This window comes from Burkholderia sp. BCC1996, assembly GCF_905339955.1.
Taxonomy (GTDB): domain Bacteria; phylum Pseudomonadota; class Gammaproteobacteria; order Burkholderiales; family Burkholderiaceae; genus Burkholderia.
The window spans coordinates 299,884-315,772 of the sequence record NZ_CAJPHM010000003.1 but is presented as its reverse complement, the minus strand read 5'-3'; the positions used below and the strand labels follow the sequence as shown (position 1 = coordinate 315,772).

General features: G+C 69.3%; 16 protein-coding genes. 6 read left to right on the top strand and 10 right to left on the bottom strand.

The window, feature by feature from the left end; all coding sequences use genetic code 11:
- Positions 1 to 10: 10 nt before the first annotated feature.
- From fliJ to fliF, 5 genes are read right to left on the bottom strand one after another with little or no spacing between them, the layout of a single operon-like run.
- Entirely contained in the window at positions 11 to 469 is a 459-nt protein-coding gene (fliJ, locus tag U4Z64_RS05675; protein WP_044849246.1) for a flagellar export protein FliJ, read from the bottom strand.
- Positions 470 to 474: 5 nt separating this feature from the next.
- Positions 475 to 2,016, bottom strand: coding sequence for a flagellar protein export ATPase FliI (gene fliI, locus U4Z64_RS05670; protein ID WP_321819436.1), 1,542 nt, complete (start codon positions 2,014 to 2,016; stop codon positions 475 to 477).
- Positions 2,010 to 2,693, bottom strand: a complete 684-nt coding sequence (gene fliH, locus U4Z64_RS05665) for a flagellar assembly protein FliH (RefSeq protein WP_124486674.1) — start codon at positions 2,691 to 2,693, stop codon at positions 2,010 to 2,012. Before fliH ends, fliI begins: the two co-directional genes overlap by 7 nt.
- Positions 2,686 to 3,681, bottom strand: a complete 996-nt coding sequence (gene fliG, locus U4Z64_RS05660) for a flagellar motor switch protein FliG (RefSeq protein ID WP_044849243.1) — start codon at positions 3,679 to 3,681, stop codon at positions 2,686 to 2,688. The genes fliH and fliG overlap by 8 nt, the downstream gene beginning before the upstream one ends.
- Positions 3,671 to 5,434, bottom strand: coding sequence for a flagellar basal-body MS-ring/collar protein FliF (gene fliF / locus U4Z64_RS05655; protein WP_321819435.1), 1,764 nt, complete (start codon positions 5,432 to 5,434; stop codon positions 3,671 to 3,673). The genes fliG and fliF overlap by 11 nt, the downstream gene beginning before the upstream one ends.
- A 251-nt stretch (positions 5,435 to 5,685) precedes the next feature.
- On the opposite strand from fliF, the gene fliE reads away from it, so the two are divergent.
- From fliE to U4Z64_RS05625, 6 genes are all read left to right on the top strand, one after another.
- On the top strand, positions 5,686 to 6,030 hold the full coding sequence (gene fliE / locus U4Z64_RS05650; RefSeq protein WP_044849241.1) for a flagellar hook-basal body complex protein FliE: 345 nt from the start codon (positions 5,686 to 5,688) through the stop codon (positions 6,028 to 6,030).
- A 196-nt stretch (positions 6,031 to 6,226) separates the two neighbouring features.
- Positions 6,227 to 6,661, top strand: coding sequence for a flagellar export chaperone FliS (fliS, locus tag U4Z64_RS05645; protein ID WP_044849240.1), 435 nt, complete (start codon positions 6,227 to 6,229; stop codon positions 6,659 to 6,661).
- Complete coding sequence (locus U4Z64_RS05640; protein WP_044849239.1) at positions 6,658 to 6,990, top strand: flagellar protein FliT; 333 nt, start codon at positions 6,658 to 6,660, stop codon at positions 6,988 to 6,990. Before fliS ends, U4Z64_RS05640 begins: the two co-directional genes overlap by 4 nt.
- A 75-nt stretch (positions 6,991 to 7,065) precedes the next feature.
- Positions 7,066 to 8,460: a flagellar hook-length control protein FliK gene (locus U4Z64_RS05635; protein ID WP_321819434.1), complete on the top strand. Its 1,395-nt coding sequence runs from the start codon at positions 7,066 to 7,068 to the stop codon at positions 8,458 to 8,460.
- Entirely contained in the window at positions 8,457 to 8,777 is a 321-nt protein-coding gene (locus U4Z64_RS05630; protein ID WP_044848841.1) for an EscU/YscU/HrcU family type III secretion system export apparatus switch protein, read from the top strand. The genes U4Z64_RS05635 and U4Z64_RS05630 overlap by 4 nt, the downstream gene beginning before the upstream one ends.
- 330 nt (positions 8,778 to 9,107) lie before the next feature.
- Complete coding sequence (locus U4Z64_RS05625; protein WP_321819433.1) at positions 9,108 to 9,842, top strand: PepSY-associated TM helix domain-containing protein; 735 nt, start codon at positions 9,108 to 9,110, stop codon at positions 9,840 to 9,842.
- Between the two features lie 166 nt (positions 9,843 to 10,008).
- On the opposite strand, the gene U4Z64_RS05620 is transcribed toward U4Z64_RS05625, so the two are convergent.
- From U4Z64_RS05620 to U4Z64_RS05600, 5 genes are all read right to left on the bottom strand, one after another.
- Entirely contained in the window at positions 10,009 to 11,034 is a 1,026-nt protein-coding gene (locus U4Z64_RS05620; RefSeq protein WP_044848843.1) for an XdhC family protein, read from the bottom strand.
- Between the two features lie 340 nt (positions 11,035 to 11,374).
- Complete coding sequence (locus tag U4Z64_RS05615; protein WP_321810934.1) at positions 11,375 to 12,781, bottom strand: amino acid permease; 1,407 nt, start codon at positions 12,779 to 12,781, stop codon at positions 11,375 to 11,377.
- Positions 12,782 to 12,995: 214 nt separating this feature from the next.
- Positions 12,996 to 13,652, bottom strand: coding sequence for a response regulator transcription factor RqpR (gene rqpR / locus U4Z64_RS05610; protein WP_044848845.1), 657 nt, complete (start codon positions 13,650 to 13,652; stop codon positions 12,996 to 12,998).
- 7 nt (positions 13,653 to 13,659) lie between these two features.
- Positions 13,660 to 14,475 carry a quorum system sensor histidine kinase RqpS gene (rqpS, locus tag U4Z64_RS05605; protein ID WP_321803216.1) on the bottom strand — a complete coding sequence of 272 codons (816 nt, stop codon included), beginning with the start codon at positions 14,473 to 14,475 and terminating at the stop codon, positions 13,660 to 13,662.
- Positions 14,476 to 14,891: 416 nt separating this feature from the next.
- Entirely contained in the window at positions 14,892 to 15,662 is a 771-nt protein-coding gene (locus tag U4Z64_RS05600) for a ferredoxin--NADP reductase (protein WP_321819432.1), read from the bottom strand.
- Positions 15,663 to 15,889 lie beyond the last annotated feature (227 nt).

Below are 15,889 nucleotides of genomic sequence, written 5' to 3'. Positions count from 1 at the left end.
CGGTGAGCGGCTACGCCGAGCGGGCGGCGTCGGCCCGCATGCGCAGGATCTTCGCGGCGTGTTCGTCGGCGTCGCGCTGTTCGCGCTTCGCGGTACGCTGCGCTTCCTGCGCGACGCCGCGCGCCTGCAGGATTTCGTAGGAGCCGACGGTGCGTTTCTTCTGTTGCCAGTTCGGGCGCGCCTCGTCGATGCGGCGTTCAGCTGCGGCCAGCACGTTGCGCTGCTGCGCGATCGCCGCGTCGAGCGTATCGATGAACGCCTGGAAATTGCGCCAGTTGCCGGCCGGCATCCCGCTTTGCGCGGACTGCGCGAAGCGTGCGTGGTATTCGTCGCGATAGCGCAGCAGCGCATCGAGCTGCTCGGCGGCCGCGGTGCGGTCGCGCTGCGCGGTGCCGAGCTGCTTCGCGGCCGTGTCGAGATCTTCCTGCGCGCGATCGAGCAGCAGTTGAAGGGGAAAGCCGTGTGCCATCGGGATCAGCCTCCGTGTACGTCGAACAGCGCATCGAGCGCGGCGAGGCTCGATTCGAACGGTGCGCATTCGCGAAAGCCCTGCTGCAGGAACGATTCGATGCACGGGTAGAGCGCGATCGCGCGGTCGAGCTGCGCGTCGCGGCCGGGCGCATAGGCGCCGACCGCGATCAGGTCGCGATTGCGCTGGTAGCGCGACAGCATCTGCTTGAACTGCCGAACGCGGTCGAGATGCGGTTCGTCGATCAGCGCGGTCATCGCGCGGCTGATCGACGCCTCGATGTCGATCGCCGGATAGTGGCCGGCCTCGGCGAGCGCGCGCGACAGCACGACGTGGCCATCGAGGATCGCGCGCGCCGAGTCGGCGATCGGGTCCTGCTGGTCGTCGCCTTCGGTCAGCACCGTGTAGAACGCGGTGATCGAGCCGCCGCCTTCGGGCCCGTTGCCGGTGCGCTCGACGAGCGCGGGCAGCTTCGCGAACACCGACGGCGGATAACCCTTGGTCGCGGGCGGCTCGCCGATCGCGAGCGCGATCTCGCGCTGCGCCATCGCGTAGCGCGTCAGCGAATCCATCAGCAGCAGCACGTGCTTGCCCTGGTCGCGGAAATACTCGGCGAGCGACGTCGCGTAGGCGGCGCCCTGCATCCGCAGCAGCGGCGACACGTCGGCCGGCGCCGCGACGACGACCGAGCGCGCGAGCCCGTCCTCGCCGAGGATCTGTTCGATGAATTCCTTCACTTCGCGGCCGCGTTCGCCGATCAGCCCGATCACGATCACTTCCGCGCTGGTGTAGCGCGCCATCGTGCCGAGCAGCACCGACTTGCCGACGCCGGAGCCGGCGAACAGGCCCATCCGCTGCCCGCGGCCGACGGTGAGCAGCCCGTTGATCGCGCGCACGCCGACATCGAGCACGTGGTGGATCGGCTCGCGATCGAGCGGGTTGATCGACGGCGCGGACAGCGGCGCATCGACCTTCGACCCGAGCGGGCCGAGGCCGTCGAGCGGGCGGCCCGACGCGTCGACGACGCGCCCGAGCATTTCCCAGCCGACCGGCAGCCGCTTGGCGCCCGCGAGCGGATCGGCGACGGGCGCGGCCTCCAGCGGCCATACGCGCGCGCCGGGCAGGACGCCGGCGACGTCGGTGGTCGGCATCAGGAACAGGCGATCGCCGGAGAACCCGACGACTTCCGCTTCCGCGTGCGGCAGCGTGCTGCCGGGCGGCAATTCGATCGTGCATTCGGCGCCGACCGACAGGCGCAGCCCGATCGCCTCGAGCACGAGGCCCGCGGCGCGCGTGAGGCGCCCGCACGGCCGCAGCGGCAGCGCGCGGTGGCTGCGTGTCGCGAGCCCCTTCAGGTGCGTGCGCCAGTGCGCGAGATGCGGATTGTGCGGCGCGCGCGGCGTGTCGCAGGCGGCCTCCGTCGCGTGTGCCGGCGCGTCGTGCGCGGTGTCGTGCGGACCGTCGGGGCCGAACGACGCGAGCGCGAGTTCGCGCTCGAGCGGTGTCATTCCGTCGTACAGGATCGATTCGGGCGTGGGCGTCACCATGCGCTCACCTTGCCGATCGCGGCGGCGACGCGCTGCCAGCGGGTGGGCAGCGTCGCGTCGACCTCGCCCGTCGCGGCGTGCGCGCGGCAGCCGCCGCGCTCGATCGACGCGTCGGTGCGCACGTTCCAGCCGAGCGTATCGAGTTCATCCTGCAGATAGGCTTCGACGACGGGCAGGTCGGCCGGATTCACCGCGAGATGCGGCGCGCCGGACAACGCCGGTTCGGCGGCGAGCACGTCGCGCACCGCCGCGACGAGCGCGGCCGGATCGTGCTTCACGTGCTGGCGCACGACCTGCTGCGCGATGTCGAGCGCGAGCTGCGCGAGGTCGGACGCGAGATCGTGCTCGATGCTCGACACGGCTTCGCGGAACGACGCGGCGAGCGCCGCGAGCTGCGCGGCCTGTTTGCGGGCTTCGGCCTGCCCGGCTTCGAAACCCTGCTCGCGGCCCTGGTCGAAACCGGCCTGATAACCCAGCGCCTGGCCTTCGACGTGACCGGCCGCATGGCCTTCGGCATGCGCGGCGTCGCGCACGCGCTGCAGGTCCGCGGCGAGCGCGGCGGCGGCCGCTGCGGCAGCGTCGGGCGGCGGCGGGGGCGGCGGCGGATCGAACGACGCCATCTCCCACCGCTGGTACGCGGTGAGGGTGCCGGCGGGCTCGCGCGCGGAATCAGACATACGCGTCTTCCGCCTTGCCGCCGATCACGACCTGGCCGCTTTCGGCGAGATTGCGGACGATCTGCAGGATGCGGCGCTGCTGCGTCTCGACTTCGGACACGCGCACCGGGCCGCGCGCGTCGAGATCCTCGGCGAGCAGTTCGGCCGCGCGTTGCGACATGTTCGCGAGGAACTTCTGGCGCAGCGCGGGCGGCGCGCCCTTCAGCGCGATGATCAGCGTTTCCGACTCGACTTCCTTCAGCACCATCTGGATCGCGCGATCCTCGAGGTCGAGCAGGTTCTCGAACACGAACATCTGGTCGATGATCTTCTGCGCGAGCTCCGCGTCGTACTGGCGCACGCTTTCGAGCACGCCTTCCTCATGATTGCTCGTCATGAAGTTCAGGATCTCGGCCGCGGTACGGATGCCGCCCATCGGGCTGCGCTTCAGGTTGTCGCTGCCGGACAGCAGGCCGGTCAGCACGTCGTCGAGCTCGCGCAGCGCGGCCGGCTGGATGCCGTCGAGCGTCGCGATCCGCAGCAGCACGTCGTTGCGCAGCCGCTCGGTGAAGCACGATGCGATCTCGGACGCCTGGTCGCGGTCGAGGTGCACGAGGATGGTCGCGATGATCTGCGGATGCTCGTTCTTGATCAGTTCGGCCACCGCGCCCGAGTCCATCCACTTCAGGCCCTCGATGCCGCTCGTGTCGCTGCCCTGCAGGATCCGGTCGATCAGCACGCCGGCCTTGTCCTCGCCGAGCGCCTTGGTCAGCACCGAGCGGATGTACTCGCTCGAATCGAGCGACAGCGCGGTGTGCTGCTCGGCTTCCCTCGCGAACTCCTGCAGCACGTCCTCGACCTGCTCGCGCGTGACGTTCTTCAGCGCGGCCATCGCGGCGCCGATCTTCTGCACCTCGCGCGGCGCGAGGAACTTGAATACTTCAGCGGCCTCTTCCTCGCCGATCGACATCAGCAGCAGCGCGCTCTTGGTCAGGCCTTCAGCGTTCATCGGACACCCAGTTCTTCACGACGGTGGCGACGATCTTCGGATCCTGGCGGGCGATCGTGCGCGCGTAGTCGAGGTTGCGTTCGTAGCGGTTCTTTTCGTTCTCGAAGCCGAGCAGCAGCGCATCGGGCTCGTCGGCCTTGTCCGGGGCGGGCAGGCCGTCGAGCACGACCGCATCCTCCGGCGCCGCGAGCGCCGGCGCGGCCGGCTCGGGCGGCGGAAACGCGCGGCGCATCGCCGGGCGCACGAACATGAAATAGAGCGCCGCCGCGGCCGCCGCGATGCCGAGCCACTTCGCGGCTTCCTTCGCCATCGCGATCATGTCCGGCTGGCGCCACCACGGCAGGTCGGCGTACGGATCGCTCGCGGTCGAGAACGCGCTGTTCACGACGTTCACCGAGTCGCCGCGCTTCTCGTCATAGCCCATCGCGTCCTTCACGAGCTGCTCGATCTGCGCGAGCTTCGCGGGTGGCAGCGGCTGCATCGTCACGTGGCCCTTCGCGTCGGCCATCGGCTGGTAATTGACGACGACGGCGACCGACAGCCGCTTCACGTTGCCCATCGGCTGCTCGACGTGGCGGATCGTCTTGTCGAGTTCGTAGTTGGTCGTCTGGTCCTTGCGGTCGCTGACGGGCGTCGACTGCGGCCCGCTCTGGCCGTTGCCGGCGACGATCGGCGCGGAGGCCGGCTGCGGCGGCGTGTTCGACAGCGCGCCCGGCACGCCCGAGGCGCCGCCCTGCGCGAGTTCGGTGGCCGTGCTGGTCTGCTGGCTGCGGATCGCGGTCTGCTGCGGCGAGGCGTTCGGGCCGTAGCTTTCCGAGGTCTGCTCGAGCCTGGAGAAATCGACGTCGGCGCTGACCTGCGAGCGCGCGTTGCCGGCGCCGAAGATCGGCGCGAGGATCGCGTCGATGCGCTTCTGCGTGTTGCGCTCGACCTGCTGCACGTACTTGAGCTGGCTCGCGTCGAGGCCGGAGGCCGACGCCGTCTGGGTCAGCAGGTTGCCGTCCTGGTCGACGATCGTCACGTTCTTGGCCGGCATGTCGGGCACGCCGGACGACACCATCCGCGTGATCGCCTGGACCTGGCCCTCGTCGAGCACGCGGCCCGGGTAGAGGTCCACGAACACCGACGCGCTCGGCGCTTCCTTGTCGCGCACGAACACCGACGGCTTCGGGATCGCGAGATGCACGCGCGCCGTTTTCACCGCGTTGATCGATTCGATCGTGCGCTGCAGCTCGCCTTCGAGCGCGCGCTGGTAGTTCACCTGCTCCGCGAACTGGCTGATGCCGAATTTCTGGTTGTCCATCAGCTCGAAGCCGACCGAGCCGCCCTTGGGCAGGCCCATCGCGGCGAGCTTCAGGCGCGTTTCGTGCACCTGGTTCGACGGCACCAGGATCGCGCCGCCCGCGTCGGCGAACTTGTAGGGAACGTTTGCCTGCTGGAGCGCGGTGATGATCGCGCCGCCGTCGCGGTCCGACAGGTTGCTGTACAGCACGCGATAGTCGGGCGCGCGGCTCCACAGCACGAGCGCGGTGATCGCGGCGACGGCGAACGCGACCGCGATCACGAACGGCAGCTTCGGGTTGCCCTTCATCCGCGAGATGCCGGGGATGCGTTCCGCGAAGCCGCCGAACCCGAAGTCCGCGCCGGCGCCGCCTGCTCCCGGCAACGCGGCGGCCGCGGTGGCGCCTGGCACCGGGCTGGCGAGGCCCGTGCGGGCGTCGGGGTTGATCAGCGAGTTGGCCTGCGAATCCATGCGTGGAGTTTCTCCGGAGCGGGACGACTGAGCCGCTCGGACGAGCGGACGGACAATGACACGATGCGATTATCGGGACCCGGGCGCGACTCCGATCGACCGAAAAGAGCGGGGTTTCCCCCGTACTTTCGCGGCTTTGGCGCGCGCCGCGCTGCTATCCTTTTTCGCGATCCGGCATGGTGCGCGTCGTGCGGCGCCGTCGGAAACGCCCGGTGTGCCCGGGTCTCATTTCTTACAGGTCTGGGAACAGCATGGCTGCCAACGTGAGCGGAATCGGTTCGGTGTTGCAACAGATGCAGGCGATGGCCGCGCAGGCGAGCGGCGGCGTCGGGAGCCCGGCGGCAGCGCTCGCCGGCTCGGGCGCCGCGACGGCCGGCACGTTCGCGAGCGCGATGAAGGCGTCGCTCGACAAGATCAGCGGCGACCAGCAGCACGCGCTCGGCGAGGCGCACGCGTTCGAGGTCGGCGCGGCGAACGTGTCGCTGAACGACGTGATGGTCGACATGCAGAAGGCCAACATCGGCTTCCAGTTCGGGCTCCAGGTCCGCAACAAGCTCGTGAGCGCGTACAACGACATCATGCAGATGTCGGTTTGACCCGCGGGCAACCGGCGACGGGCATCCGGCGACGGGCTTCCCGGGGCAGCCGCCCAGGGGAGCAGCCTGCCTGCCGCGCCGGCGGCCCGCGCACCTAAAGCTTTCCAATTCCGTTCCGATAACTCTGGAACGAGGCCGCGTCGTGCATCGCAAGGCGGCGGCCACCGCATAGCCAACGCATCACAAGGAGAAGCGCATGTTTTCCCCAGGACACGCTGGAGCCAGTGCGTACGCGCGTGTCGGCGTCGAGACGGGGGTGATGGGCGCCTCCCCGCACCGGCTGATCGCGATGCTGTACCAGGGCGCGCGGCAGGCCATCGCGCTCGCGCGCATGCATTTGCAGCAGGGCAACGTGTCCGCACGCGGCGAAGCGATCGGCAAGGCGATCGGGATCGTCGAGAACGGCCTGCAGGTGTCGCTGAATCGCGACGCGGGCGGCCAGATCGCCGAGCGCCTCGACGCGCTGTACACCTATATCGGCCGGCGCCTGCTGGAAGCCAACATGCACGCGAGCGACGCGATGCTGGTCGAGGTCGACGGGCTGCTCGCGACGCTCGAGGAAGCGTGGACGGGCATCGCTCCGGAAGTCGCGCGCATGGCCGCGCAACAGGCGGCGGGCGCGGCGCGATGAATCTCAAGGCCGAATACTTCGCTCGCTACGAGGCGCTCGCGGCCGTGTCCGGCCGCATGCTGTGCGCGGCGCGCGGCGCGGACTGGCGGGCGCTGCCGGAGTTGCAGGCCGAATTCCTGAGGCTCGTCGACGGATTGAAGGCGGCCGCTCCGGGCGTCGCGCTCGACGAAGCGGACCTCGGCCGCAAGCTCGCGCTGATTCGCCGCATCCTCGCCGACGACGCCGCGATCCGCGATCTCGCGAGTCCGGAAGTCGCGCGGTTGTCCGCGCTGTTCGAGGCGCGGCGCTCGACCGAGGTATTGACCGATCTCTACCGCGCTCGCGGATAGTGCCCGTTTGCCGGGGCGGCGGTAGCCGCGTGCCCGGCTTCGCAACGATGTGGCTGAGGTGAGCAGGCTTCGATCATGACCGGTATCGACTCCGTTGCGGCCGCCCTGCTGGCGAGCCGCCTCGACAGCCTGCTGGCCGGCACCGTGACGGCGCCCGCCGGCGGCGGCGCGACCGCGCAAGTCGGCACGCCGGGTGCCGGCGCGTCGTCGCCGCCCGCGACGGGGGCCACGCCGGCCGCGCCGCCGGCGTCCGCGCAGACGGCGCTGTCCGATGTCGCGCTCGTGCTCGATGCGATCTCGCGCTCGGGCGGTGTCGCGACGCCCGTGATCGCCGGGCGCACGCCGCTGCTGGCCGACCCTTCCGTGCTGCTGGGCGGCGCGGCGACCGCGCCGCCGGTCGGGCAGAGCGCCTCCGATCCGGCCGCTTCGGCCGCCGCTTTTTCCACTGCTTCCTACACCGCTTCTTCCAGCACTTCTTCAACCGCGTCGCCCGCGTCCGACGTCGCGGCCACGCGCGCTGCGGCTGCCGCACCGCCCGTCGCGGCGCTGCGCGCGGCGCTCGCGCAGGCCGTGAGCGAAAGCGGCCTCTTCTACGAATCCCATCTCGCGCAGTGGCTGGCCGGCCAGCGCCCGCTCGCCGCGCTGATGCGCGAACCGCAGGCGCGCCTCACGACCGTGCCGGTGCAGCCCGCCCCGGATGCCGCGCAGCACGATGCGCCCGATGTGCTCGACGAACTGCTCGCGGCGCGTCTGCCGTTGCCGGCGGCCGCGCCGCGATTCGCCATGCAACCGGGCGCGCCCGCGCCGGGCGGTGCAGTGCCGCACGAGCCTGTGCCGAACGCGCAGCCGGCCTCCCGGCCGGGTACCGCGTCGGGCACGGCCGCGCTGACCGACCCGCTCGGCGACCATCCCGACCCGCGCTGGACGCCGGCGCGCGCCGAACTGGCCGCCGCGTCGGCCGATCCGCAGGCGCAGGCATCGGCTCCCGTGCATCCGGCCGCCGTGCCGATCGTCCGGCAGCAGCTCGACGCACTCGCGACGGACCAGTTTCGCTGGGCGGGCGAGGCATGGCCCGGCGCGCGGCTCGACTGGACGATCGAGCCCGACGAGCCGGGCGGCCGCGCGTCGCGCAGCGGCGACGACACGGGGGACGGGATCGCCTGGCGCACCCGGCTGACGCTCACGTTGCCGTCGCTCGGCACGGTCGACGCGGAGCTGGTGTTGAACGGCAAGCAGCTCGTCGCACGGCTGCGCGCGAATTCGGCCGGCGCCGACCGGCTCACGCGAAACGAGGCGGCGTTGCGGCAACGGTTCGAGGGATCGGGCCTGCAGCTCGGCGGACTGTCGATCCGCGCGGTCGGCGACGAGCCGGACGGCTTCGATCCGCTCGTCGCGCAGGCCGCCGCTGCCGCGTATGCGCGCAGTGCGGCTGGCGGCATGCCGGGCACCGACGACGAGGTGCCGCGATGAGCATGACGTCGCGCAAGCGCGCGGCCGCGCTCGTCTACGATCCGAAAGGCGGCGATGCCGCGCCGCGCGTGGTCGCGAAGGGGTATGGCCTGCTCGCCGAGATGATCGTCGCGCGCGCCCGTGATGCGGGGCTGTACGTGCATACCGCGCCGGAGATGGTGTCGCTGCTGATGCAGGTCGACCTCGACGACCGGATTCCGCCGCAGCTTTACCAGGCCGTCGCGGATCTGCTCGCGTGGCTGTATGCGCTCGATCGCACCGAGCCCGAACCGGGTGACGCCGCGCCGCGCTTTCCGTTGCCGCCGCTGCGCCGCTGAGTAGTTGAGCTGCTGAGCCACTGAATTGCTGAATTGCTGAATTGCTGAATCGCTGAGCCCACGCCCACGCCCGCCCGGGTTTTCTTGCGAAATGCTGTCCGGGTCTTTCGCGATCATTTCGTCGGCATTTTTCGTCTATTGACCGGAATCTGCGCGCGATCAGTGTGCTTTTTCGGTTATCTCTGGACTTTTTCGCCAGCTCCGGCGTGTGCCGGCGGATTGAGTGGTCGCTTCATTTGTGTAATGATATCCATTCTCATTTTCATGCTGTCCGGGCGGCGTACGTTTTCCGTGCGCCGCCCGTTGCTTTGAACGAATGGATACTCTCGCGTGAACGCGCCCGAAACGATCGCCCCGCCGCAGGCGGGCAGGCCCCCCGCGGGCGTTACCGTGCTGCATCCGGCCGCACGGCCCCTGAGCGACGCCGAACTCGCGGCGCGCCGCCAGCGCTCGCGCCGCGCGACCTTCATCAAATGGCTGCGCAAGGTGCACGGCTGGGTCGGATTGTGGGGCGCGGTGCTCGGATTGCTGTTCGGCGTGACGGGCGTGCTGCTGAACCACCGTGCGCCGCCGCTGAAGATCCCGACCGGCGAACCGCAGGTCGAACAGATGCAGATCGCGCTGCCGGACCCGGTGCCGAAGTCGCCCGCCGCGATGACGAATTGGCTCCAGCAGGAACTGCACTTCGACGGCCGGCCGGGCCGCGTGCGCAAGGAGCCTGCGCAGCCGGTCGCCTGGGGCGACAAGCGCGTGATGCAGCCCGAGCACTGGCAGATGGGCCTGTTCGGTCCGCACCAGAACCTGCAGGCGGAATACTGGGTCGGCAACGGCTACGTGTCGGTGAAGCGCAGCGGCAACACGTTCCTGACGACGCTGAACAACCTGCATCGCGGCGTCGGCATGAATCTCGGCTGGGTGCTGTTGATGGACACGATCGCGGGTTCGCTGATCCTGTTGTCGCTGACGGGCGTGCTGCTGTGGACGGAGCTGAACAAGCGCCGCACGGTCGGCGTCGTGCTGGTGGCCGGCTCGGTCGCCGCGGCGCTCGCGGCGGGCCTTGCCTGACGTCGGCATCGACGCGCGCCGGTTTCCCGCCGACGCATGACGGCCATCCGCCGCGGCCTTGCACCGCAGCGACGGCGTCAAGAAAACGCCGGGCCGCCCCAGGTTTTCCGCCCCGAAGGAAGTCTCCTTGGGGGGCTGGCGCGAAGCGACCGGTTTGGAGGGGGCCTCAGAGGCCGCAGGCCGCGCCGCCGTTTGCCGCGATCTCGCGGGCGGCCTTCGCGCCCTCGACCTGCAGGATCGTCGGCAGCGACACGTTGTTCTTCGCGGCCGTCACTTCGGCGAGGATCGAGATCGCGATTTCGGGCGGCGTGCGGCTGCCGATGTAGATGCCGGCCGGCCCGTGCAGCCGCGCCAGTTCTGCCTCGCTCAGGTCGAATTCGAGCAGCCGCTCGCGCCGCGCCGCATTGTTGCGTCGCGAGCCGAGCGCGCCCACGTAGAACGCGGGCGTCTTCAACGCCTCCATCAGCGCGAGATCGTCGAGCTTCGGGTCGTGCGTGAGCGCGATCACGGCCGAACGCGCGTCGAGTTTCATGTCGAGCACCGTGTCGTCGGGCATCGTGTGCACGACGCGCGTGCCCGGCACATCCCACGCATCCGTGTATTCCTCGCGCGGATCGCAAACCGTCACCTGATAGTCGAGGCCGACCGCGATCTGGCACAGATAGCGCGACAATTGCCCGGCGCCGATCACGAGCATCCGGTAGCGCGGCCCGTGGATCGTCACGAGCCGCTCGCCGTCGAACGCGAGCCCGTCGGTCGCCTGCGCGGGTGACAGCGACGCGCGCCCGGTCGCGAGCGTCATCGTGCGCGTGACGAGGCGGCCGGCTTCGACTTCCGCGCACAACGCGGCGATCCCGCTGTCGCGCGTGAGCGGCTCCAGCACGAGCTGGATCGTGCCGCCGCAGGGCAGCCCGAAGCGGTGCGCTTCCTCGGCCGTCACGCCGTACTTGACGGCTTCCGGGCGCGCGTCGGCCGCGATCCCGCTCGCATGCACGCGGGCGATCAGGTCGTCCTCGATGCATCCGCCGGACACGGAGCCGACCACGAGCCCGTCCTCGCGCACCGCGAGCATCGCGCCTTCGGGGCGCGGCGACGAGCCCCACGTCTTCACGACCGTCACGAGCAGCACGCGGCGTCCTTCGTCGAGCCAGCGCGCGCTGGATTTCAGTACATCGAGATCGACGCTTTCCATCATCCTGTTCCTGTTGCCGGACGGCCCGCCGGGCTGGGCCGTCGTTCGATGGCGGGATTATGAACCGGCCGGCGCGCGCGTGCCGGCAGCGTGCAGATCGTGGCGGCAAATCCGGACGATCGGGCAAGAAATCGCGACGATCGGGCAGCGATCGTGCGCGGGCGGGGCGAAGCGGCGCATGTCGCGCCGCCCGCGCGGGTGCGCCTATGGCGGGGACGATTCGGGCGGGGACGATTCAGGCGGGAGGGAGCGGGGCGCACGGGGCCGGTGCCGGCCCGGCGTGGCGTCGTACCGCTACACGCTGCGTGCTGCGCGCGGTGTGCGCGCGCAGCGGCGGCGGTCAATGCGCGTCGTGGTGACCGTGCGCGAGCTTCGAGTGGCGCCGCGAATACAGGAAGTAGATCACGAGGCCGATCACGAGCCAGATGCCGAACGCGGCCCACGTGACGGGCTGCAGGTTCAGCATCAGGAACAGGCACGCGCCGACCGCGAGGATCGGCACCACCGGCACGCCCGGGCAGCGGAACGCGCGCGGCAGCTCCGGGTGCGTGCGGCGCAGCACCAGCACCGCGATCGACACCATCGAGAACGCGGCGAGCGTGCCGATGTTGATCAGCTCGGCGAGCACGTTGAGCGGCACGAGCGCGGCGATCAGCCCGAAGAACAGGCCGACGAGCCAGGTCGTCAGGAACGGCGTCGCGTAGCGCGGATGCACGCGCGACAGCGTCGCCGGCAGCAGCCCGTCGCGCGACATCGCGAAGATGATCCGCGTCTGGCCGTAGCTCATCACGAGGATCACGGTCAGCATGCCGAGCACCGCGCCGAGGTCGATGAAGCCCGCGACCCACGTCTCGCCGGCGATCTGCAGCGCATACGAGATCGGGTGCGACACGTTCGCGTACTGCGCCGACGGCACGATGCCGGTCGCGACCGCCGCGACCGTCACGTACAGCACCGCGCACACCGCGAGCGACGCGATGATGCCGATCGGCAGGTCGCGCTTCGGGTTCTTCACTTCCTCGGCCGCCGACGACACTGCGTCGAAGCCGATGAACGCGAAGAACATCACGGCCGCAGCACCGAACACGCCGTTCCAGCCGTGCGGCATGAACGGCTTCCAGTTCGCGGGCGTCACGTGGAACACGCCGACCGCGATCACGAGCAGCACCACCGACACCTTGATGAACACCATGATGTTGTTGATGCGGGTCGACTCGCGGATGCCGATCGACAGCAGCGTCGTGATCACCACCATCACGAGGAACGCCGGCAGGTTGAACCACGTGACGACGCCCGGAATCGCGCCGGGTGCGGCCGTCAGCACGGTCGGCAGCGAGAGCCCGAAGCCCTGCAGCAGCGACTGCAGGTAACCCGACCAGCCGACCGACACGGCCGACGCCGCGAGGCCGTATTCGAGCATCAGGTCCCAGCCGATGATCCACGCGACGAGCTCGCCGAGCGTCGCGTACGAATACGTGTAGATCGAGCCCGCGACCGGAATCGTCGACGCGAATTCCGCGTACGACAGCGCCGCGAGGCCGCATGCGATCGCGGCGATCACGAACGACAGCATCAGCGCGGGGCCGGCCTGCACGGCGCCCGTGCCGGTCAGCACGAAGATGCCGGTGCCGATGATCGCGCCGATGCCGAGGAAGGTGAGGTCGATTGCGCCGAGCGCTTTCTTGAGCCCGGCGCCGTGCGCGCCGGCGATCATGCGATCGACGTTTTTCTTGCGGAAGAGGGACATTGCGGATGTGTCTCCGGCGTGCGCGAGCGCGGCGCCGCCGAGTGAGTGAAAACCCGCAATTTTAGCCGATTTGGCGTGAAAGACCCGCTGCGGCGCAGCGGCGTGCTCCGGAATCGCCCGACAAAACAAGCGCTTGCGCGCAGCATTCGGCGGCCGGCGCCGGCGCGGCGCAGGCCGGCGCGGTGGACGGCGCGATTCCGGTGAATCCGGCGGATCAGGCGCCCGACGCGGGCGTCATCTCGACGAGCCGGTTGCTCATCACGTAGAACGTCAGTTCCGCGTTGTTCGACAGCCGCATCTTCTCGAGCAGCCGCGACCGGTACACGCTGACCGTCTTCACCGACAGCGACAGCGTGTTCGCGATGTCGGTGAGGCGCTTGCCCGACGCGAGCATGCAGAGCGTCTGGTATTCGCGGTCGGACAGCTTCTCGTGCGGCAGCGGTTCGTTCTCGAACGACACGTATTCGGCGAGCGCCTCGGCCATCGCCGGGCTCACGTACTTGCGGCCGGCCGCGACCTGCTGGATCGCGCCGATCATCTGCGCGGCATTCACCGTCTTCGACAGGTAGCCGGATGCGCCGGCCTTCAGCGCGCGCACCGCGTACTGATCCTCGCGGTACATCGAGAACATCAGCACCGGCGCGCCCGGCAGCTTGCGCTTGATGCGCTTGAGCACCTCGATGCCGTTCGCGTCCGGCAGCGAGATGTCGAGCAGGATCACGTCGAAGGCCTGGCGGTCGACCGCGGCCATCGCATCGCTGCCGGTCTCGGCTTCGGTCACGTCGCGCGCGACACCGCGGTCGATCAGCAGGTGGCGGATCCCTTGGCGGACGATCGCATGATCGTCCACGAGCAGGATGTTCAGGCTCATGACGACCTCACGAAAGCGACGCGCGGCGCGCGGCGGCCGGCACCGCGAACAGCGAGTCCCACGCGAAGCGCGCGATGACGCGCGTGCCGCGGCCCGCTTCCGGCGCACGCGCGTCGAAGCTGCCGCCGAACGCCTCGCAGCGTGCGCGCATCCCGGCGAGGCCGTAGCCGGCGCGCCGGCTGCGGGCAAAACCGGTCCCGTCGTCGGTGACGATCAGGGACAGATGGGTGGCGTCCGTGTCGATCTGCACGTCGACGGACGCCGCGCGCGCATGCTTCGCGACGTTCGACAGCGCTTCCTGCGCGACACGGAAGATCGCGAGCGCGCCGGCGCCGCCGAGTTGCGTGAGCCGCGCGTCGGCCGCGCAGACGAAGCTCGTACGCAGGCCGGTGCGGGCCGCGTGGCTGTCGGCCCACGTCGACAGTGCGCCGACGACGCCGCCGTCGAGTGCCGGCGTGTCGCGCTCGTCGATCAGCCGGCGGTTGGCGTCGGTCGCGGCGTCGAGCGACCGCTGCGCCAGCTCGAGCGCGCGCAGGCAGCCCTCCGGCGCATCGGCCGGCAGCCACGTTTGAACGTTTGCGAGCGCGAAACGCGCGGCGGTAAGTTCGGCGCCGAGCCCGTCATGCAGTTCGCCGGCCAGATGGCGGCGGGCCGCTTCGTCGGCGGCCGTCAGCTGAAGAGACAGCGCCGCGATCCGGGCGGCGGACGTGTCGCGGTTGGGCAGGGCTTCGGCCACGGGGGCTGCCGCGCCGTCGCCAGGCACGCGCGGCTGCGACGGGAACGGGGCGTGGGCGCCCGGGGGCGCGTTGAGCGACGTATCCATGACTCTCCCTGCTGTCAGAAAGCGGTTCGGGCACCGGCCGGCTGCGTGGATCGGCTGCCGTTTCGATGACGGTCGCCGTCAGGGAATCGCCCCTTGCCGAGGTAACAGAAGTTACAATTTGTAACGTTTGAGTCCGACCCTTCAATGACCGTCCCGACGCCAACCATGCGGGCCGAATAATATCTCAAAAATTTTGAAAAGGTCATGTCAGACGGAGGTTTAAGGGTAAATGTGAATAATCGGAATGAAGCTGGCTGTAGGAAAAACACCGACACGAAAGCACCGGCGCTGCGCGTATCCAAATGTAACGATTTGACATGGAATAGTCCCAGTTTGTTACGAATTCGCCAAGTAGGGACGAAAAAAAACCGGAGCTTTTGCTCCGGTTCTTGATACGGCACAAATTCGGGGCTCGATCAGTCCACGAATGCGCGCTCGATCACGTAGTGACCCGGCGCGCTGTTCTTGCCCTCGACGAGGCCGGCCTGCTTCAGCAGGTCGGTCGTGTCCTTCAGCATCGCGGTGCTGCCGCACAGCATCACGCGGTCGTTTTCCGGCGAGAACGCCGGCACGCCGAGATCCGTGAACAGCTTGCCCGTCGCGATCAGGTCGGTGATCCGGCCCTCGTTGTCGAACGCTTCGCGCGTGACCGTCGGGTAGTAGACGAGCTTTTCCTTGATGATGTCGCCGAGGTACTCGTGGCCCGGCAGGTCGTGCTTGATGTAGTCCATGTACGCCAGCTCGCCCTTCAGGCGGCAGGTGTGCGTCAGGATGACCTTGTCGAAGCGTTCGTAGATGTCCGGGTCGCGGATGATCGACATGAACGGCGCGAGGCCCGTGCCGGTCGACAGCATCCACAGCGTCTTGCCGGGCAGCAGGTTGTCGGCGACGAGCGTGCCGGTCGGCTTCTTGCCGATCAGCACCGGGTCGCCCACCTTCAGGTGCTGCAGGCGCGACGTCAGCGGACCGTTCTGGACCTTGATGCTGAAGAATTCGAGGTGCTCTTCGTAGTTCGGGCTGACGATCGAGTAGGCACGCGCGAGCGGCTTGCCGTCGACCTCGAGGCCGACCATCGTGAATTCGCCGTTGTTGAAGCGCAGGCTCGGCTCACGGGTGCAGGTGAAGCTGAAAAGCGTGTCGGTCCAGTGATGGACGGATTGGACGGTGGCGGTGTCGTATTTGCTCATGGCTTTGAAAACGGACGCGCGTAGCGAACGCGTGTAACGGGCCCAAAAACGGGCAAAAAACCGAGTGCGTCGGCCCGATCGCGGATCGGCCGGCCGGCGCGTCGGACACGCGCCTTCTCGATGACAGACGTTTGAGGAACTCGTTATTTTACCCTGCTTGGGGCAGATGCGGGCTTGACCCGCGCGGCTGCGCGGATTTGGCGCAACGGAATCTTGCAAATTGCTTT

Excerpts from the sequence above, each read along its gene's own strand:
- fliJ (WP_044849246.1), bottom strand. The coding sequence starts at position 469 with ATGGCACACGGCTTTCCCCTTCAACTGCTGCTCGATCGCGCGCAGGAA.
- fliI (WP_321819436.1), bottom strand. The coding sequence starts at position 2,016 with ATGGTGACGCCCACGCCCGAATCGATCCTGTACGACGGAATGACACCG.
- fliH (WP_124486674.1), bottom strand. The coding sequence starts at position 2,693 with ATGTCTGATTCCGCGCGCGAGCCCGCCGGCACCCTCACCGCGTACCAG.
- fliG (WP_044849243.1), bottom strand. The coding sequence starts at position 3,681 with ATGAACGCTGAAGGCCTGACCAAGAGCGCGCTGCTGCTGATGTCGATC.
- fliF (WP_321819435.1), bottom strand. The coding sequence starts at position 5,434 with ATGGATTCGCAGGCCAACTCGCTGATCAACCCCGACGCCCGCACGGGC.
- fliE (WP_044849241.1), top strand. The coding sequence starts at position 5,686 with ATGGCTGCCAACGTGAGCGGAATCGGTTCGGTGTTGCAACAGATGCAG.
- fliS (WP_044849240.1), top strand. The coding sequence starts at position 6,227 with ATGTTTTCCCCAGGACACGCTGGAGCCAGTGCGTACGCGCGTGTCGGC.
- U4Z64_RS05640 (WP_044849239.1), top strand. The coding sequence starts at position 6,658 with ATGAATCTCAAGGCCGAATACTTCGCTCGCTACGAGGCGCTCGCGGCC.
- U4Z64_RS05635 (WP_321819434.1), top strand. The coding sequence starts at position 7,066 with ATGACCGGTATCGACTCCGTTGCGGCCGCCCTGCTGGCGAGCCGCCTC.
- U4Z64_RS05630 (WP_044848841.1), top strand. The coding sequence starts at position 8,457 with ATGAGCATGACGTCGCGCAAGCGCGCGGCCGCGCTCGTCTACGATCCG.
- U4Z64_RS05620 (WP_044848843.1), bottom strand. The coding sequence starts at position 11,034 with ATGGAAAGCGTCGATCTCGATGTACTGAAATCCAGCGCGCGCTGGCTC.
- U4Z64_RS05615 (WP_321810934.1), bottom strand. The coding sequence starts at position 12,781 with ATGTCCCTCTTCCGCAAGAAAAACGTCGATCGCATGATCGCCGGCGCG.
- rqpR (WP_044848845.1), bottom strand. The coding sequence starts at position 13,652 with ATGAGCCTGAACATCCTGCTCGTGGACGATCATGCGATCGTCCGCCAA.
- rqpS (WP_321803216.1), bottom strand. The coding sequence starts at position 14,475 with ATGGATACGTCGCTCAACGCGCCCCCGGGCGCCCACGCCCCGTTCCCG.
- U4Z64_RS05600 (WP_321819432.1), bottom strand. The coding sequence starts at position 15,662 with ATGAGCAAATACGACACCGCCACCGTCCAATCCGTCCATCACTGGACC.